This window comes from Pseudoflavonifractor phocaeensis, assembly GCF_016901955.1.
Lineage (GTDB): Bacteria > Bacillota > Clostridia > Oscillospirales > Oscillospiraceae > Flavonifractor > Flavonifractor phocaeensis_A.
The window spans coordinates 15,211-31,126 of sequence record NZ_JACJLC010000032.1; the positions used below are offsets into that span (position 1 = coordinate 15,211).

Here is a 15,916-nt window from a genome sequence, read left to right on the forward strand (position 1 = left end):
AATAAACAATGAACCTTGATGAAGCTGTTGTGGAGTCCATCGTAAAAAAGGTGCTCTCCCAGTTGGAAGATCAGCAGCCCCATGAAAGCTGCTGCTGCGGCGGCGAGTGTGGCGTGTTCAAGACCATGGACGAGGCGGTGAGCGCCGCCGTCGTCGCACAGCAGGAGTATCTGGGCCGCTCCATGCATGAGCGTGCCAAATATGTGCAGGCCATCCGGGACGTGGTGCTGGACCAGGAGAACCTGGAGTACATCTCCCGCAAGGCGGTGGAGGAGACCGGCATGGGCGGCTACGCCTACAAGCTGGTGAAGAATCGCCTGGCGGCGGTCAAGACCCCTGGGATTGAGGATCTGACCACCGACGCCATGACCGGCGACGACGGCCTGACCCTGGTGGAGTATTCTCCCTTTGGCGTGATCGGCTCCATTACTCCCACCACCAACCCCACGGAGACCATCATCTGCAATTCCATCGGCATGCTGGCCGCCGGAAACGCGGTGGTGTTCAGCCCCCATCCCCGGGCCAAGGAGGTCTCCCTCCATCTGATCCGGCTCATCAATAAGGCGCTGGCCGTGGCTGGTGCGCCTGCCAACCTGGTGGTCACCGTGTCCGAGCCCTCCATTGCCAACACCAACGCCATGATGAACCACCCCAAGATCCGTATGCTGGTGGCCACCGGCGGCCCCGGCATCGTAAAGACGGTGCTCTCCAGCGGCAAGAAGGCCATCGGCGCCGGCGCCGGCAATCCCCCCGTGGTGGTGGATGAGACCGCCGACATCGAGAAAGCCGCCAAGGATATCGTGGACGGCTGTTCCTTTGACAACAACCTGCCCTGCATCGCCGAGAAGGAGATCATTGCGGTGGACTCCGTGGCCGACTACCTGATCTTCAACATGAAGAAGAACGGCGCTTACGAGGTGAAGGACCAGGAGATCATCAACAAGCTGGTGAGCCTGGTGACCAAGGAGGGCAAAAGCCCTGTCACCGACTATGTGGGCAAGAGCGCCAAGTACATCCTGGAGCAGGTGGGCATCAACGTGGGCGACGAGGTGAAGGTCATCCTCGTGGAGACCACCGAGGACCACCCCTTTGTGCAGGTGGAGCTGATGATGCCCATTCTGCCTCTGGTGCGTGTGCCTGACGTGGATGCGGCCATCGACATGGCCGTCCGTGTGGAGCATGGCAACCGTCACACCGCCATGATGCACTCCCGCAACGTGGAGAAGCTGACCAAGATGGCCAAGCTGATCCAGACCACCATCTTTGTGAAGAACGGCCCCTCCTACGCCGGCATCGGCGTGGGCGGCGAGGGCTATACCACCTTTACCATCGCCGGTCCCACCGGAGAGGGACTGACATCCGCCAAGTCCTTTGCCCGCCGCCGCCGCTGCGTCCTGGTGGGCGGTATGGACGTGCGCTAAAACGGAGGTTTGGGCCATATGCAGGAGAATCTCATCGGCCTGGTGGAACAGGCTGGCGTGGTGGGAGCCGGCGGTGCCGGCTTCCCCACCCATGTGAAGCTGAAGGCCCAGGCGGATACGGTCATCATCAACGGGGCGGAGTGTGAGCCCCTGCTCCGTGTGGATCAGCAGCTGATGGCCGGTCAGGCCGAACAGCTGTTGGAGGCGCTGGACCTGCTGGTGGAGCAGGTGGGGGCCCAGCGGGGCGTGGTGGCCCTCAAGGAGCACTACCACGCCGCGGTGGAGGCCCTGGAGCGGGCCCTGTCCGCCCACCCCAAGCTGTCCATTCACAAAATGGGGGGCTTCTACCCCGCCGGTGACGAGCAGGTCATCGTCTATGAGGTAACCGGGCGCATCGTGCCGGAGGGCGGCATCCCCCTGAATGTGGGGGTGGTGGTGAGCAATGTGGAGACTGCCCTCAACGTGCTTGCCGCGGTACGTACCCAGACTCCGGTCACGGAGAAGTACGTTACCATCACCGGTGCGGTGCGCACCCCCAAGACCGTGAAGGTGCCCCTGGGCGTCACGGTGGCACAGATGCTGGAGCTGGCCGGCGGTCCCGTGGTGGACCGCTGGCAGGTGGTCAACGGCGGCCCCATGATGGGCAAGGTGGTGTCCCCCGACAGCGTGGTGACCAAAACCACCAAGGGTCTGATCGTGGTGCCGGAGGGCCATCCGCTGCTGAACAGCCTGAACCGCAGTGTGCCCCAGATGCTGCGGGACGCGGGCGCGGCCTGCATGCAGTGCTCCCTGTGCTCCGAGGTCTGCCCCCGGGGCCTGCTGGGACACCGCATCCAGCCCCACAAGATGATGCGCCTGGCGGCCTACGGCTCCCTGTGCGATCCCACCTACACTCCAATGAACGCCTATCTCTGCTGCGGCTGCCGCCTGTGCGAGTATGCCTGCGTTATGGGCCTCCAGCCCTGGAAGCTCAACGGCATGCTCAAAGGCGAGATGGGCAAGAAAGGGGTACGCAATTCCCTCCACGAGCAGCCCCAACAGGCCGCTCCCTTCCGCTCCTTCAAGCGCTATCCGGTCCACAAGCTGATCCAGCAGCTGGGCCTGAGCGCCTATGATGTGCCGGCCCCCCTGGAAGGGATCCAGCTCCACAGCGCATCGGTGACCCTTCCCCTGAGTCAGGGTGTTGGGGCGCCGGCCCAGCCTGTGGTGAAGGAAGGGGACCGTGTGGAACGGGGCGCCCTCATTGCTGTCATTCCCGAAGGTAAGCTGGGGGCCAACCTCCACGCCAGCCTGTCGGGCACTGTGGCGGCTGTTACCGAAAAAGAGATCATCATTCGGGAATAAGGAAGAGAGGTATTGTTTATGGATCTGTTCGCTCTGGTCGCTGCATTTGGCGGCGGTATCATCGGCGCATACATGGGCGCTCTGCCCGCCTTTATCATGACCGGTATTTTTGCCCTGGTGGGCAGCGTGCTCACCGCGGCGGGTGTAGGCGGCGATATCGCCGTGGGTATGCTGGCCTTTGGTTCCTTTGTGGGTCCCCACATCGCCTTCGGCGGCGGCGTGGCCGCTGCCGGTTATGCCGGCAAGAAGGGTAAGCTTGGCTCCGGCACCGACATTCTGTCCTCCCTCAACGGTCTGGGCGAGCCAGACGTCATCCTGGTGGGCGGCATCTTCGGCGTGCTGGGCTACCTCATCAGCTACAGCATCGGCATGCTGCCCGTCATCGGCAACGCCGGCCCCGCCACCACTGACCTGCCCGGTATCACCGTGTTCATCCTGGCCATCGTGACCCGCCTGCTCTTCGGCGAGACCGGCATCACCGGCAAGTACACCGGCACCGGCAAGCGTGAGTGGTTCTCCACCGGCAAGGGCTTCGTGTACAACGTGGTCCTGGGCGGCGGCATCGGCATCGTGGTCAGCTGCCTGGCCGTGGTTCTGTATCAGAGCGGCAACACCGCCGCCTTCGGTATCTTCCCCATCATCTGCTTCGGCTTTGCCGCCATTTCCCTGATTTTCACCCAGACCGGCTTTGCCACCCCCGCCACCCACCACATCTTCCTGCCTTCTGCCCTGGCGGCTTCCGCTGGCATTCTGGCCTGGGGTGAGACCGGCTTTGTGCTGGGCGTGGTGTTCGGTATCCTGGGCTCCCTGCTGGGCGACCTGGTGGGCAAGACCCTGAACAGCCACTGCGACACCCATATCGATCCCCCCGCTACCACCATTTTCATTCTCACTATCATCATCAACGCCATTGCCCGCGTGATCTGACCGGCATAAGTTCGGGAATTCTGAGGAAAAGAGGCCTGTTATGGGAAAGTCCATCGGATTACTGGAACTGAAGAGCATCCCCGTGGGTGTGGAGACCGCGGACGCGGTTCTGAAGGCGGCCAACGTAGAACTTTTGACTGCCAGTCCCACCTGCCCCGGAAAATATGTGATTATTATCTGTGGAGCGGTGGGCGCGGTAAAGAGCGCCATGGAAAGCGGGATGCAGATGGCGGGTGTCTATCTGGTCGGCCACCACATCATCAACAATATCCACGACTCGGTCCCAGCGGCCATCGTGGGAACGGCGGAGGTGGAGCGGACCGCGTCCATCGGCATGATCGAGACCATGACCGCCCTGACCGCCGTGCAGGCCGGTGATTTGGCCGCCAAGGCCGCCAACGTCACCCTGATGGAGATCCGCATTGCCAGAGGTCTGGGCGGCAAGGGCTTTATCCTGCTGACAGGAGAGGTCTCCTCGGTTCGTTCGGCGGTAAAAGCTGCCATGCATCAGCTGGAGGAAACAGGGGATATTACCAGCAGCTGCGTGATTCCATCCCCCCATCCCGGCCTGATCGAAAAACTGTCCAACTAGGAGGTTGACTGCAATGACTGCACAGGATTGCCCCAACTGTCACTATCCGGCACCTAACCGGAAGCAGGACAGGGAGAAGAAGGAAGTCCCCCAGAGTCCCTACCATGCCCCGGAGGCTGAAACCCCCGAGGATTGCGCCCAGTGCTTCTATCAGCCTGAGGAGCAGGCTGAGCAGAAAAACGAGGACTGCAATCAGTGCTTCTATCAGCCTGAGAAGTAATCAAACCGTCCGTCCCGCCGGAGCATTTTGCTCCGGCGGGGCGGCATGCATAGAAAAGGATGTGAGCTGTGTGGAACGAATGATCGGAAGAGAGGCCCCGTGGTTTTCCATGGAGGCGTTGGCGGCGGATGGGGAGCACTTTACCCGGATCTGCCTGTCAGATTACAAAGGGAAGTGGCTGGTACTCTTTTTCTATCCCATGGATTTTACGTTTGTCTGTCCCACAGAGCTGACCGCCTTTTCAGACTGCCGGGAGGCCTTTTCTCAGGCAGGCGCGGAGCTGCTGAGCGTCAGCACCGACAGCGTATACACCCATCTGGCCTGGCAGCGCAACGGCCTGGGGAAGCTGGGCTATCCCATGGCTGCCGACCAGACCCTGCGGGTGAGTGACAGCTACGGCGTGCTGCTGGAGGAGGAGGGGGTGGCCCTGCGGGGGCTGTTCCTCATAGATCCGGAGCAGAAGGTGCGCTATAGCGTGATCCATGACAACAACATCGGCCGCAATCCCCAGGAGGTGCTGCGGGTGCTGGCCGCCTTGCAGACCGGTGGTTTGTGCGCCGCCGGCTGGACGGCAGGGGAGGAGAACCTCCATCCTGAGGTTCCCCAGCAGGAGCCTGTTTTCCCGAAGGCCAGGGACGCCATGGTGCGCATCTACACCATGCCCACCTGTAGCTACTGCCGCAGCGTGAAGGAATTTCTTCGCAAGGCCGGCGTGGACTATGAGGAGTTTGACCTGTCCCACGACAAGGCGGGACAGGCCTTCATGAAACTGCGTGGCTATACCGGTCTGCCCGTCACCGTCATCGACGGGGAGGAGATCGTGGGGTACGATATGCCCCGCATCCAAAAGGCTTTGGGTCTGGACGAACAGAACGAGGTGAAGTAAAATGGATCTGATGGATTTTGGACGGGTACAGGAAGGAAAAATGCGCATCGTGCAGGAGATGGTGCCCGGCAAGCAGGTCACCCTGGCCCACATCATCGCCAGCCCGGATGAAATCATCTATCAGAAGCTGGGCCTGAATCCCAACGTGGACTACCAGCAGGCTGCTATCGGCATTCTGAGCATGACCCCTTCGGAAATTTCCGTCATCGCCGGAGATATCGCCACCAAAAGCTCCAAGGTAGAGATGGGCTTTATTGATCGCTTTAGTGGCACCCTCATCTTTACCGGGCGTATCTCCAACGTGCAGACCGCCATCTCCGCCATCGTCACCTATCTGAAAAACCACCTGGGCTTCACCATCTGTGAGATCACGCGGACATGAAGAAAATCATTCTGATGGGCCGCAGCGAGTGCGGCAAGACCACCCTGACCCAGGCCCTCAAGGGTGATGTGATCCACTACCACAAGACCCAGTACATCAACCACTATGACGTGGTCATTGATACCCCGGGGGAGTATGCCGAGAATGCCGCCCTGGCCAAGGCCCTGGCCCTCTATACCTATGAGGCCGACGTGGTGGGGCTGCTGCTCAGCGCCACTGAGCCCTATTCCCTCTATCCCCCCTGCGTCACCGCCTGCTGCAACCGGCCGGTGATCGGGATCGTGACCCAGATCGACCACGAGGGGGGAAATCCGGAACGGGCCCACAACTGGCTGGCCCTGGCGGGCTGTAATCCCATTTTCCACGTAAGCTCCTATACCGGGGAGGGGATCTGGCAAATCCTCAACTACCTGCGGGAGCCGGGGGATGTGCTGTCCTGGGAGTCGGAGGAGGAGGCCGAGCGGCCCCGGACCGTGCTGTCGGACAAATATGGCGCCCTTTGAGACAAGGAGGATACCCCTTGGGAACCCATACATTTCTTCTGGCCATGAGCCGTGGACGCTACAGCGAGGCGGAGGGCCTGGCGGGCAGTACATACTGTGTGTTTACCGCCCCGGTGGAGCTGCAGGTCACCCAGGACCGGCTGTACCTGGAGGGGGAAAACCTGGTGCTGGAGCTGCTCTACGGCCTGCACAGCGAGCCCGGCGTCCTTCGCCTGCGGCAGGTGGACACCAACGTGGTGCTGGAGGAGTCGCCCACCGGCAGCTTTGTCCGCTTTCTGGCGGATAAGCAGGTCAAATACATCGGCCAGCTGCTGATGTATGCCCTGCAATTCAAGATCCAGGATTTGTCGGCCTATGTATCCGGCTGCGCCGACGCCATGAAGCAGCTGGAGGATAACCTGGACAACCGGCTGGACAACAGCGGCACCTATCGGCTACTGGATTTCCGGCGCAGCTATACCCAGTGTGGCAACATGGTCATTGCGGTAAAGGAGATCCTGGCCCACATCGACAAGGGCTACTATCCCATGCAGATGCAGAACAGCTATGTGCTCCAGGGCCAGGTCATGCTGGAATTCAAATTCCTGGAGGAGCGGTACGAGCTGACCAAGAATACCGTTATCAAGGACTTCGATACTTATACGTCCATCGTCAACAACAACATCAACCGCAGCGCCCGCCTGCTGAGCATCATCTCCCTGGTGGGGGTGACCATGAACTTTCTGTTCGGCAGCCTGCTGGCGGTCAGCCCCGTGCTGGGCGTGGTGGGCGGCCTGGCCATCGGCGGATTGTCGGTGGGGGCCAGCGTGATGTACCGGACCAACAAGCGGGTGGAACGGCCCCTGGAGCCCGGTCGGCGGCGCTATTCGCTGGGATTCCGCCGCAAGAAACTGACAGCGGAGAAACCGGTGCAGACGGTGGAAGCGCAAGAGGATGAAAAAGGACTCTAAGAGAGCAATATACCGCCGCACATTCTGCGGCGGTATATTCTCTTTGAGGTTGGCACACATTCCTGAGAGGTAAGGAGAGAGGTATATGGAACATTTTTTTGGAATTTCCCGGCGAGGCAGCACGGTAAGGCGTGAGGTGATCGGCGGCATCACCACGTTTTTTGCCATGGCCTACATCATTTTCGTCAACCCCAATACCCTGTGTCCCAACCTGGGCACGGCAGCAGAGCCTTTTTTCCCGGCCATGCCGGAGGAGCTGTGGGGACCGGTACTGGTAGCCACCTGTGTGGCGGCAGCCATCGGCTGCTTTCTGACGGGACTGCTGGCCAACGTGCCCTTTGCCCAGGCTCCCGGTATGGGACTCAATGCCTTCTTTACCTATACCGTCTGCCTGGGGATCGGCTACACCTGGCAGGAGGGCCTGGCCATCGTGCTGCTCAGCGGCCTGCTCTTCCTGGCCATCTCGGTGTCTCCCTTGCGGAAGAAGCTGATCGCTGCGATCCCCGATTTCCTCAAGCATGCCATTTCGGCGGGCATCGGTCTGTTTATCGCCTTCATCGGCCTGCTGAATGTAGGCCTCATTTCCATCAGTGGCGCGGTACCCGCCCTGCAGCTGTCCATGCTGGTGGACGGACAGCGGGTGTGGAATACCCAGGGTCTGCTCACCCTGGTGGGGCTGCTGATCACCGCCATTCTGATGACCTTCCGGGTCAAGGGCGCAGTGGTCATCGGCATTCTGGTGACCACCCTGCTGGGTCTGCCTGCCGGGGTGACTCAGATCCCTGAGTCTGTCACCATGGAGCATGTGACCCTGGCGCCGGTGTTCTTCCAGCTGGATCTGGGGGGCGTGTTCAGCAAGGGACTGCTGCCCCTGCTGACGGCGGTGATCAGCTTTGCCATCGTGGACTGCTTTGATACCCTGGGAGCTCTTGTGGGCCTGTCCTCCAGCGCAGGATTGGAGGACCACGACGGAAGGGCGGACCGGGCCCTCATTGCCGACGCTATGGCCACCTGCTGTGGCGCCTGCATTGGCACCTCTACCGTCACCACCTTTGCCGAGTCCTCCACCGGTATCGCCGAAGGGGCCCGCACAGGCCTGAGCTCCATGGTGGTGGGTGTGCTCTTCCTCTTCTCTGTGTTTCTGGCGCCGGTGGCCGGTATCATTCCCGCTGCCGCCACCGCCCCCGCCCTCATCATCGTGGGGGTGCTTACCATGCGCAGTGCTGTTTTCATCCCCTGGGAGGATGCGGAGTGCGCTGTCCCCGCCTTTCTTACCATAGCGGTCATGCCCTTTGCGTACTCCATTTCTGATGGAATCGCCTTCGGCTTCATCAGCTACAGCCTTATCAAGCTTATCCAGGGGAAGGGCCGGGAGGTATCCCTGCTTACGTATGGTATCTCTCTGGTATTTATCCTCAAGTATCTGCTGGGCAACATGGTATAAGCGAGAGATTCCATATTTTGACCTTTTAGTGCTATTTGTTGCCATGGACTTGCTTTGGCAGATGAGTTGTGATAGGTTATAGCTGGATTTCAGCAAACTTACCATTTGTGAAAGGGGATCATGTTATGGCGACCCGTATTGTGTTGAATACGATTTCTTATCACGGTAAAGATGCAATCGAGAACATCGTGCCCGAGCTCACTTCCCGGGGCTATCAGAAGGCTCTGGTGTGCACCGACCCGGATCTGGTCCGTTTCGGCGTGGTGGCCAAGGTGACCGATCTGCTGGACAAGGCGGCCTTTGCCTATGAGGTGTATACTGACATCAAGGCCAACCCCACCATTGAGAACGTGCAGAGCGGCGTGGCCGCCTTCCAGGCCTCCGGCGCCGACTGTATTATTGCTATCGGTGGCGGATCGGCCATGGATACCGCCAAGGCGGTGGGCATCATCATCAATAACCCGGAATTTGCCGATGTGCGCTCTCTGGAGGGTGTGGCCCCCACCAAGAAGCATGCGGTGTTCACCATTGCGGTTCCCACCACCGCCGGTACCGCAGCCGAGGTGACCATCAACTACGTCATTACTGACGTGGAGAAGAAGCGTAAATTTGTGTGCGTGGACGCCAACGACATCCCCGAGGTTGCCGTAGTGGACCCTGATATGATGTCCTCTATGCCCAAGGGCCTGACTGCCGCCACCGGCATGGACGCCTTGACCCACGCCATCGAGGGTTACATCACCAAGGGCGCCTGCGCCATCTCCGATATGTTCCACCTGGAGGCCATTCGCCTCATCTCCCAGAACTTGCGGGGTGCTGTGGACAACACCCCTGAGGGTAGAGAGGGCATGGCTCTGGGCCAGTACATCGCCGGTATGGGCTTCTCCAACGTGGGTCTGGGCATCGTCCACTCCATGGCCCACGGTCTGTCCGCCCTGTATGACACGCCCCACGGTGTAGCCTGCGCCATCCTGCTGCCCACCGGTCTGGAGTACAACGCTGACTACACCGGTGAGCGCTACCGCGCCATCGGCAAGGCTATGGGTGTGAGCGGTATCGATGAAATGCCTCTGGAGGAGGCCCGCAAAGCTACTATTGCCGCCGTCAAGCAACTCTCCGCCGACGTGGGCATCCCCGCCGACCTGAAGGACATCCTGAAGGAGACAGACGTGCATTTCCTGGCGGAGTCGGCCTATGCCGACGCCTGCTGTCCCGGCAATCCCAGAGAGACCAGCGTGGAGGAGATTGAGCTTCTTTATAGGAGCCTGATGTAAGCGTGCGCTGATTACCGCACCGGGATCTTGAACAGGAAAGATAAAATATGTCAGCTTTCTCCTATGAGACCGCCGCCTTAACAGGTTTGTGTTGGGGCGGCGGTCAATTATAGGAGTAAATCATACCGATGAGTATAGTGCGGTTGGAAAGTAAAAGACGCGCACCTGGATGTGGAACTGTTATCCATACAAAAAGAGGCTCAAGCGGCTATCTGGCCGCTTGAGCCTCTTTTTGTATGGAACCTTCTAAAATATGCGGCCAGCGACCGCTCAGACACCCCTCTCGTCACTGTAAACTGTGCCGCTATTGCGGAAAATCTCATTGAGTCGGAGCTGTGTGGCTATGAAAACGGCGCCTTTACCGGAGCTGTAAAGGGTGGAAAGAAGGGCCTGATCGAGGAGGCCGACGGTGGAACGTTGTTTTTGGATGAGATCAACTCCCTGCCGCTTGCCCTGCAGGGAAAGTTACTGCGGGCGCTGGAGACCAGAAAAATTGGCCGTGTGGGCGGCGTGAATGAGCGGGAGGTGGATTTCCGCCTCATCTCTGCCAGCAACCGGGACCTGGAAAACTGTGTGGAGCAAGGCACCTTTCGGGAGGATCTGTTTTACCGGATCAATGTATTCACCGAGTACATTCCGCCCCTGCGTCAGCGCCGTGAGGATAAGCGGATTTCCCAGTTCCAGAATACCCAGTTTGTGTTGGCTGAGTGCCAGACTAAGGTGCAGGCCGCCGCCTGCTGGTCTATCAGTCTGCCGTCACGCTGGATGAGGGCCGGATAGACCGGGCGCTCCACTCCATGTGCAAGTACTATGCGGGCGAGGTGTGCAACGACGTAGTACGCAAGTGCCTGCAGGTATTTGGCGGCTACGGCTACTGCAAGGACTACCCCATCGAGCGCATCTACCGGGACGCCAAAATCACCGAGATATTCGACGGTACCGCTGAAATCCACAAGGTCATCATCTCCAAGGAGATGGGCGTACGCTGAGCGCGGGGAGGCTGAACACAATGGGAGCATTAAGCAGCCTGAAGATTCTGGACTTCTCCACTCTGCTGCCAGGCCCCCTGGCCACCATGATTTTGGCGGACCTAGGGGCCCAGGTAGTCAGCGTCAGCGCGCCGGGCAAAGCCGATCTGATGAACGGCTACCCGATCAGGTAGAATAAGTTTCGCAAAAACAAAAAGGGACATGGTTTGCAGAACTCTGGCAGAATGAAGTCGCGACACACCATTCGAAAGGAGACGGCAAACCATGTCCGAAAAAATTGTACAGCTAAACGAGGAAGTTATCAAGGGGCAGCTCAAAGAGCTGGTGCGAGGCAGCGTAGAAGAAACCCTCAACGAACTGCTGGAGGCCGAGGCAGAGAAACTGACACAGGCAGCCCGGTATGAGCGCAACGAGCAACGCCAGGGCTACCGCAGCGGCCACTACAGCCGCAATCTTACCACCACTTCCGGAGATGTCACCCTTAAGGTACCCAAGCTCAAAGGGATTTCTTTTGAAACTGCCATTATTGAGCGGTATCGCCGCCGGGAGAGCAGTGTGGAAGAGGCTCTCATTGAGATGTACCTGGCAGGCGTATCTGTTCGGCGTGTGGAGGACATCACCGAGGCGCTGTGGGGCAGCAAGGTCTCTCCCTCCACCATCAGCGAGCTGAACAAGAAAGCGTATGTTCACATTGAGGATTGGCGGAACCGCCCTCTGCAGGGCGGACGCTATCCGTATGTCTATGTGGATGGGATCTACCTGCGCCGTAACTGGGGTGGAGAGTTTGAAAATGTGGCTATTCTGGTGGCGATTGCGGTCAATGAGGACGGATATCGTGAGGTTCTGGGCGCCGCAGAGGGTATGAAAGAGGACAAAGCCAGCTGGGTCAGCTTCTTCCAGTGGCTGCGTGGCCGTGGCTTGGACGGAGTCAAGCTGGTGGTTGGAGACAAATGACTTGGTATGCTGGAGGCTGTGGGAGAAGTATTCCCCAAAGCAAAGTACCAGCGTCGCACCGTTCACTTTTAGAGTGCCCCTTGAAATGGGAGAGCACCACAAAGTAATCATAGTTGGTAAAGTGACTGCCCACATAGTTCTCAGTGAGGTTGGTGCCGCCCTCCACCGGCAGGGTCATGGAGCCCTCCTCGTCCATGATGTCCACATTGGCGATGGCGGTGTAGCCGTGGTCCTCCGCCACCTGGTAGTGCATGGCTGTGTTGGCCCGGGATCCGCCATAGGCGGTGTTGCATTCCACAATGGTGGGGGCGTCGAAGGACTGCACCAGGGGGCCAATGAGATCGGTACGCAGGTAGTTGCTCCCCGGCTCTCCGGTGGAGAGCTTCACGGCGATGCTTCCGGTTGGGCTGGCCTCCAGGGCCTCGTAGACGGCAATGAGGCCGTCGGCGGAGATATCCATGGTCATGAACACCTGGGGAATCTTCTGCCCAGAGGGCATATCTCCAGCCTGAGAGTTCAGGTAGCGGTAAAGGATCACCGCTACCTCGGCGCGGGTAGCAGTCGCCTGCGGGTCGAAACGGTTTCCCTCTCGCCCAGCAACGATCCCATTGGCTGTGGCCCAGTCCACCGCCTGTTCTGCATAGGAGCTGATGGACGCTTCATCCGCAAAGGAACCGGTGGAAGATACAGACTCACTACCGTCATACCGCCACAGGATGGCAGCCAACTGCTCCCGGGTCACCGGGTCAACGGCTCCGAATATCCGGTTTCCATATTCGGAGATGATCCCATTTTCTGAGGTCCAGGCTGCGGCTTCCGCATACCAGCTGTCCTGTGAGACATCGGTGAAGGAAGGTGGAAGGATCGCGGCGGGGCTACCGGCCAGCCGGTAGATCACCGTGGCCAGCATGGCCCGGGTCATGGTGGAACTGGGCGAGAAGGTGGAGGCGGAGGTCCCGCTCATGATGTCATTTCCCCGGCACCAGTTGACCGCCTCAGCATACCAGGCATCCGGAGGGACATCCTCAAAATTGGATGAGAATGTGGTTTCTGATTGCGCTGAGAGCGTGGAGAGTGCTGTTTGCTTTGATTTCAGAGCTGGGGTAGTTCCACAGGCAGAGAGGGAGAATAGGATCGCTGCGGACAGGATTGTACAAAGGATTTGTTTTTTCCGTTTTTTCATAGCAGTACCCTCTAAAAAGCAGTTCATCCCGTCCCGGCCTAAGACGTAGGCTTGGGACGGGATGAGTGCTTCATTCCGTATTATTTCAGGCTCTCTTTCAGGATCTGAATGATTTCCTCACGATTTGGAACTTTATAGCCGCCAGTGAGGATGATGGTACCGTCGGCGATGCCCTCAATCATGTCCTCCGTGGCGCCCAGGTCGGAGATATTCATCACCAGGCCAAGCTCCCGCATCCAGCCCTCCAAGGCGGTCAGGCCCTCCAGGGCCGCCTGCTCGTCGGTCTTGCCGGCGGGGTCCACTCCCCAGACGTTCACGGCGAACCGCTTGAACTTCTCCAGACCATAGGGAAGGATGTGCCGGTAGTAGGGCAGGGACACAGCGGCCAGGGTCATGCCGTGAGTGGCATCGGTGTAGGCTCCCACTGACTGACCGATCATGTGCACCATCCAGTCGGTGCTCTTGCCCCGGGAGAGCAGGGTGTTCAGCGCCCAGGTGGCCGCCCACATCAGGTTGCTGCGGGCCTCATAGTCCTGGGGATTCTGATTGGCGATTCGGCTGGCTTCGATCACCGAGCGCATCAGCCCCTCGCTGAGGTAGTCGCTGACATTGTTATCCTCTCCGGAGAAGTATTGTTCACAGATGTGGTTGAAGATGTCATAGATACCGGCCACCATCTGGTAGTGTGGCAGGGCCATGGTGTATTGGGGATTCAGAATGGAGAACTTCGGCATGATCTTCTCGTCAGCGAAGACGTGACCGATCTTCTGGTGGGTGTGGGGGTTGGTAATCACCGCCCCGGCGTTCATCTCCGAACCGGTGCCCACCATGGTGAGTACGCAGCCCACGGGTACGATTTCGCAGGCAGGCTCCTCAAAGCGGATATAGTATTTCTCCCAGGGGTCCTCGTCACAGTTCACCGACACGGACACCGCCTTGGCATAGTCACATACTGAGCCACCGCCTACGGCCAGCAGCAGGTCGGCCTTGTGCTGCCGGGCGATCTCCACCCCCTCGCGGAGCTTGTCCACGGTGGGGTTGGGCATGACACCGGAGATCTCCGCCACGTCCTTGCCGTTGTCCGCCAGGATTTTCACCACATCATCATAGATGCCGTTTTTCTTGATGGAGCCGCCGCCGTAGATCAGTACGACATTCTTGCCGTACTTGGGCAGTTCAACGTTCAGGTACTTCAGGGCGTCATCCCCGAAGTATAGCTTGGTGGGATTGCAGTAAGAAAAATTGCCAAACATAATGGTTCCTCCTTATGGATTCTGGATTTGGAACGTCACTTCTGCACTGCCCCGGCCCAGGGCCGCAGCTAGGCCGCTGGGGTCATCGATCCGGCCCAGGGTGGTGTAGGAATAAGAGCTGGAAAAGCTCTCATAGAACAGCACCAGACAGTCCGAGCCATAGAGCATCAGGTCGCCGGCATGGATCTGGCCGGGACGCCGGGAGTCAGTGGGCAGACTCTCATCCAGATAATAATATTTCTCATTGCCGTTCAGCTCCCCCATGGTCACGGTTATGGGGAGCCGCTCCAACAAGGCGCGGGTGGTGGGGGTGTCCTGAAGGGTGGCGGTGAAGCTCTGTCCGCCCACCTCAATGCTCAGTGCTGGCATGGTCTGATCCTCCTATAAATAGAATGGATAGAAAGCCCTGTCACAGACCGGAAGGAGATACGTCTATGGAACTGCGTGTCTTGCGCTATTTTTTAGCCGTGGCCCGGGAGGAGAACATCTCCGCCGCAGCTGAATATCTGCACTTGACGCAACCTACTCTGTCCTGCCAGCTGATGGATCTGGAGGAGGAGTTGGGCAAAAAGCTGTTTCTCCGGGGAAATCGGAAAATTACCCTGACAGAGGATGGTATCCTGTTCCGCAAACGGGCCAATGAGATCCTGGATCTGGTGAAAAAGACCGAAGCGGAGTTCCGCTCCGCCGATGAGAACATCGACGGAGACATCTACATCGGCGGCGGGGAGTCGGACGCCATGCGGCTGGTGGCCCGGACGGCCAAAATTCTTCAGGAAAAATATTCGGGGATTCACTACCATCTGCACAGCGGCAATGCGGACGATGTGGGAGAGCGGCTGGATAAGGGTCTGCTGGACTTTGGGATTCTCATCGAGCCCTTTGACAAGAAAAAATACGATTCTCTGCATTTGCCTACCACCGACTGCTGGGGGGTCCTGATGCGGAAGGACAGCCCTCTGGTCGACCGCGACCTGATCTATCCGGAGGATCTTCTGGACAAACCTCTGCTGTGCTCTCGCCAGTCCAAAATTGAGGACGGGATCAGCGAGTGGTTTGGCCGGGATATCGAAGAGCTAAATATTGTGGGCACCTATAACCTGCTATTCAACGCATCTCTGATGGTGGAGGAGGGTGTGGCTTACGCCCTCTGCTTCGATAAACTCATCAATACCACCGGAAACAGTGCGCTGTGTTTCCGCCCCCTGGCCAATCAGGTGATCTCCGGTATGGATCTGGTATGGAAAAAGTATCAAGTGTTCTCCAAGGCGGCAGAGAAGTTTCTGGAGACGCTCAAAACGCAGATCAGGGCGGTGTGACATTCCAACAAGGACAAAGAAGACTGTGGGGCAACTGAACAGGTCCAGTAAAAATGGACAGTGACAAAAGGCCCCCTGATGTAGGGAAATTGAACCGCTACCCGTCAAGAGAACCGTGAAAAAATATAAAGTTTTTGCGGCTGGCAGCCAATGCGCTGCCAGCCGCTTTTTGTATAAAGAAAACCACTCGCTAGGCGAGTGGTTCAAAAAAGCCTATGGCGATGAAAATGATAAAAAAACTCCCTTTGCTATAATAGAAGTGCGGTCTGCCAACT

General features: G+C 58.8%; 17 protein-coding genes and 3 pseudogenes. 17 read left to right on the forward strand and 3 right to left on the reverse strand.

What is annotated here, in order from left to right; all coding sequences use genetic code 11:
* Positions 1-8 precede the first annotated feature (8 nt).
* From H6B51_RS08960 to H6B51_RS09030, 16 genes and pseudogenes are all read left to right on the forward strand, one after another.
* The gene (locus tag H6B51_RS08960; RefSeq protein ID WP_204883354.1) at positions 9-1,421 is read left to right on the forward strand and encodes an aldehyde dehydrogenase family protein; all 1,413 of its coding nucleotides are present in this window, start codon (positions 9-11) and stop codon (positions 1,419-1,421) included.
* Between the two features lie 18 nt (positions 1,422-1,439).
* Positions 1,440-2,765, forward strand: a complete 1,326-nt coding sequence (locus H6B51_RS08965; RefSeq protein WP_204883355.1) for a 4Fe-4S dicluster domain-containing protein — start codon at positions 1,440-1,442, stop codon at positions 2,763-2,765.
* A gap of 18 nt (positions 2,766-2,783) precedes the next feature.
* The gene (locus H6B51_RS08970; RefSeq protein ID WP_204883356.1) at positions 2,784-3,692 is read left to right on the forward strand and encodes a DUF7973 family transport facilitator; all 909 of its coding nucleotides are present in this window, start codon (positions 2,784-2,786) and stop codon (positions 3,690-3,692) included.
* Positions 3,693-3,732: 40 nt separating this feature from the next.
* A complete protein-coding gene (locus H6B51_RS08975; protein ID WP_204883357.1) occupies positions 3,733-4,284 on the forward strand; it encodes a BMC domain-containing protein in 552 nt (183 codons plus the stop codon).
* Between the two features lie 13 nt (positions 4,285-4,297).
* Positions 4,298-4,504: a hypothetical protein gene (locus H6B51_RS08980; RefSeq protein ID WP_204883358.1), complete on the forward strand. Its 207-nt coding sequence runs from the start codon at positions 4,298-4,300 to the stop codon at positions 4,502-4,504.
* Between the two features lie 70 nt (positions 4,505-4,574).
* Positions 4,575-5,093: pseudogene (locus tag H6B51_RS18315) on the forward strand (peroxiredoxin); the annotation flags it as partial.
* Positions 5,094-5,144: 51 nt separating this feature from the next.
* Positions 5,145-5,390, forward strand: a complete 246-nt coding sequence (locus tag H6B51_RS18320) for a glutaredoxin family protein (protein WP_335342131.1) — start codon at positions 5,145-5,147, stop codon at positions 5,388-5,390.
* 1 nt (position 5,391) lies between these two features.
* Positions 5,392-5,772, forward strand: a complete 381-nt coding sequence (locus H6B51_RS08990; protein ID WP_204883359.1) for a BMC domain-containing protein — start codon at positions 5,392-5,394, stop codon at positions 5,770-5,772.
* Positions 5,769-6,275 carry a EutP/PduV family microcompartment system protein gene (locus H6B51_RS08995; protein WP_204883360.1) on the forward strand — a complete coding sequence of 169 codons (507 nt, stop codon included), beginning with the start codon at positions 5,769-5,771 and terminating at the stop codon, positions 6,273-6,275. Before H6B51_RS08990 ends, H6B51_RS08995 begins: the two co-directional genes overlap by 4 nt.
* Before the next feature lie 17 nt (positions 6,276-6,292).
* Positions 6,293-7,225 carry a CorA family divalent cation transporter gene (locus H6B51_RS09000; RefSeq protein ID WP_204883361.1) on the forward strand — a complete coding sequence of 311 codons (933 nt, stop codon included), beginning with the start codon at positions 6,293-6,295 and terminating at the stop codon, positions 7,223-7,225.
* Positions 7,226-7,310: 85 nt separating this feature from the next.
* On the forward strand, positions 7,311-8,669 hold the full coding sequence (locus tag H6B51_RS09005; protein WP_204883362.1) for an NCS2 family permease: 1,359 nt from the start codon (positions 7,311-7,313) through the stop codon (positions 8,667-8,669).
* A gap of 125 nt (positions 8,670-8,794) precedes the next feature.
* Positions 8,795-9,943 carry a lactaldehyde reductase gene (gene fucO / locus H6B51_RS09010; RefSeq protein ID WP_204883363.1) on the forward strand — a complete coding sequence of 383 codons (1,149 nt, stop codon included), beginning with the start codon at positions 8,795-8,797 and terminating at the stop codon, positions 9,941-9,943.
* A 171-nt stretch (positions 9,944-10,114) separates the two neighbouring features.
* Positions 10,115-10,723, forward strand: coding sequence for a sigma 54-interacting transcriptional regulator (locus H6B51_RS09015; protein WP_335342130.1), 609 nt, complete (start codon positions 10,115-10,117; stop codon positions 10,721-10,723).
* Complete coding sequence (locus tag H6B51_RS09020) at positions 10,720-10,932, forward strand: acyl-CoA dehydrogenase family protein (RefSeq protein ID WP_335342132.1); 213 nt, start codon at positions 10,720-10,722, stop codon at positions 10,930-10,932. Before H6B51_RS09015 ends, H6B51_RS09020 begins: the two co-directional genes overlap by 4 nt.
* A gap of 20 nt (positions 10,933-10,952) precedes the next feature.
* Positions 10,953-11,105, forward strand: a complete 153-nt coding sequence (locus tag H6B51_RS09025; protein ID WP_204883364.1) for a CoA transferase — start codon at positions 10,953-10,955, stop codon at positions 11,103-11,105.
* A gap of 91 nt (positions 11,106-11,196) precedes the next feature.
* A pseudogene (locus H6B51_RS09030) lies at positions 11,197-11,955 on the forward strand (IS256 family transposase); the annotation flags it as partial.
* A gap of 13 nt (positions 11,956-11,968) precedes the next feature.
* On the opposite strand, the pseudogene H6B51_RS18325 reads toward H6B51_RS09030, so the two are convergent.
* From H6B51_RS18325 to H6B51_RS09045, 3 genes and pseudogenes are all read right to left on the reverse strand, one after another.
* Positions 11,969-13,096 (reverse strand): annotated as a pseudogene (locus H6B51_RS18325) (S-layer homology domain-containing protein); the annotation flags it as partial.
* A gap of 53 nt (positions 13,097-13,149) precedes the next feature.
* A complete protein-coding gene (locus H6B51_RS09040) occupies positions 13,150-14,322 on the reverse strand; it encodes an iron-containing alcohol dehydrogenase (RefSeq protein WP_204883367.1) in 1,173 nt (390 codons plus the stop codon).
* A gap of 12 nt (positions 14,323-14,334) precedes the next feature.
* Positions 14,335-14,691, reverse strand: coding sequence for a cyclophilin-like fold protein (locus H6B51_RS09045; RefSeq protein ID WP_204883368.1), 357 nt, complete (start codon positions 14,689-14,691; stop codon positions 14,335-14,337).
* Positions 14,692-14,756: 65 nt separating this feature from the next.
* On the opposite strand from H6B51_RS09045, the gene H6B51_RS09050 reads away from it, so the two are divergent.
* Positions 14,757-15,641, forward strand: coding sequence for a LysR family transcriptional regulator (locus tag H6B51_RS09050; protein WP_204883369.1), 885 nt, complete (start codon positions 14,757-14,759; stop codon positions 15,639-15,641).
* The last annotated feature ends 275 nt before the right edge of the window (positions 15,642-15,916 follow it).

Coding starts and splice junctions, on each gene's coding strand:
- H6B51_RS08960 (WP_204883354.1), top strand. CDS start 9: ATGAACCTTGATGAAGCTGTTGTGGAGTCCATCGTAAAAAAGGTGCTC.
- H6B51_RS08965 (WP_204883355.1), top strand. CDS start 1,440: ATGCAGGAGAATCTCATCGGCCTGGTGGAACAGGCTGGCGTGGTGGGA.
- H6B51_RS08970 (WP_204883356.1), top strand. CDS start 2,784: ATGGATCTGTTCGCTCTGGTCGCTGCATTTGGCGGCGGTATCATCGGC.
- H6B51_RS08975 (WP_204883357.1), top strand. CDS start 3,733: ATGGGAAAGTCCATCGGATTACTGGAACTGAAGAGCATCCCCGTGGGT.
- H6B51_RS08980 (WP_204883358.1), top strand. CDS start 4,298: ATGACTGCACAGGATTGCCCCAACTGTCACTATCCGGCACCTAACCGG.
- H6B51_RS18320 (WP_335342131.1), top strand. CDS start 5,145: ATGGTGCGCATCTACACCATGCCCACCTGTAGCTACTGCCGCAGCGTG.
- H6B51_RS08990 (WP_204883359.1), top strand. CDS start 5,392: ATGGATCTGATGGATTTTGGACGGGTACAGGAAGGAAAAATGCGCATC.
- H6B51_RS08995 (WP_204883360.1), top strand. CDS start 5,769: ATGAAGAAAATCATTCTGATGGGCCGCAGCGAGTGCGGCAAGACCACC.
- H6B51_RS09005 (WP_204883362.1), top strand. CDS start 7,311: ATGGAACATTTTTTTGGAATTTCCCGGCGAGGCAGCACGGTAAGGCGT.
- fucO (WP_204883363.1), top strand. CDS start 8,795: ATGGCGACCCGTATTGTGTTGAATACGATTTCTTATCACGGTAAAGAT.
- H6B51_RS09025 (WP_204883364.1), top strand. CDS start 10,953: ATGGGAGCATTAAGCAGCCTGAAGATTCTGGACTTCTCCACTCTGCTG.
- H6B51_RS09040 (WP_204883367.1), bottom strand. CDS start 14,322: ATGTTTGGCAATTTTTCTTACTGCAATCCCACCAAGCTATACTTCGGG.
- H6B51_RS09045 (WP_204883368.1), bottom strand. CDS start 14,691: ATGCCAGCACTGAGCATTGAGGTGGGCGGACAGAGCTTCACCGCCACC.
- H6B51_RS09050 (WP_204883369.1), top strand. CDS start 14,757: ATGGAACTGCGTGTCTTGCGCTATTTTTTAGCCGTGGCCCGGGAGGAG.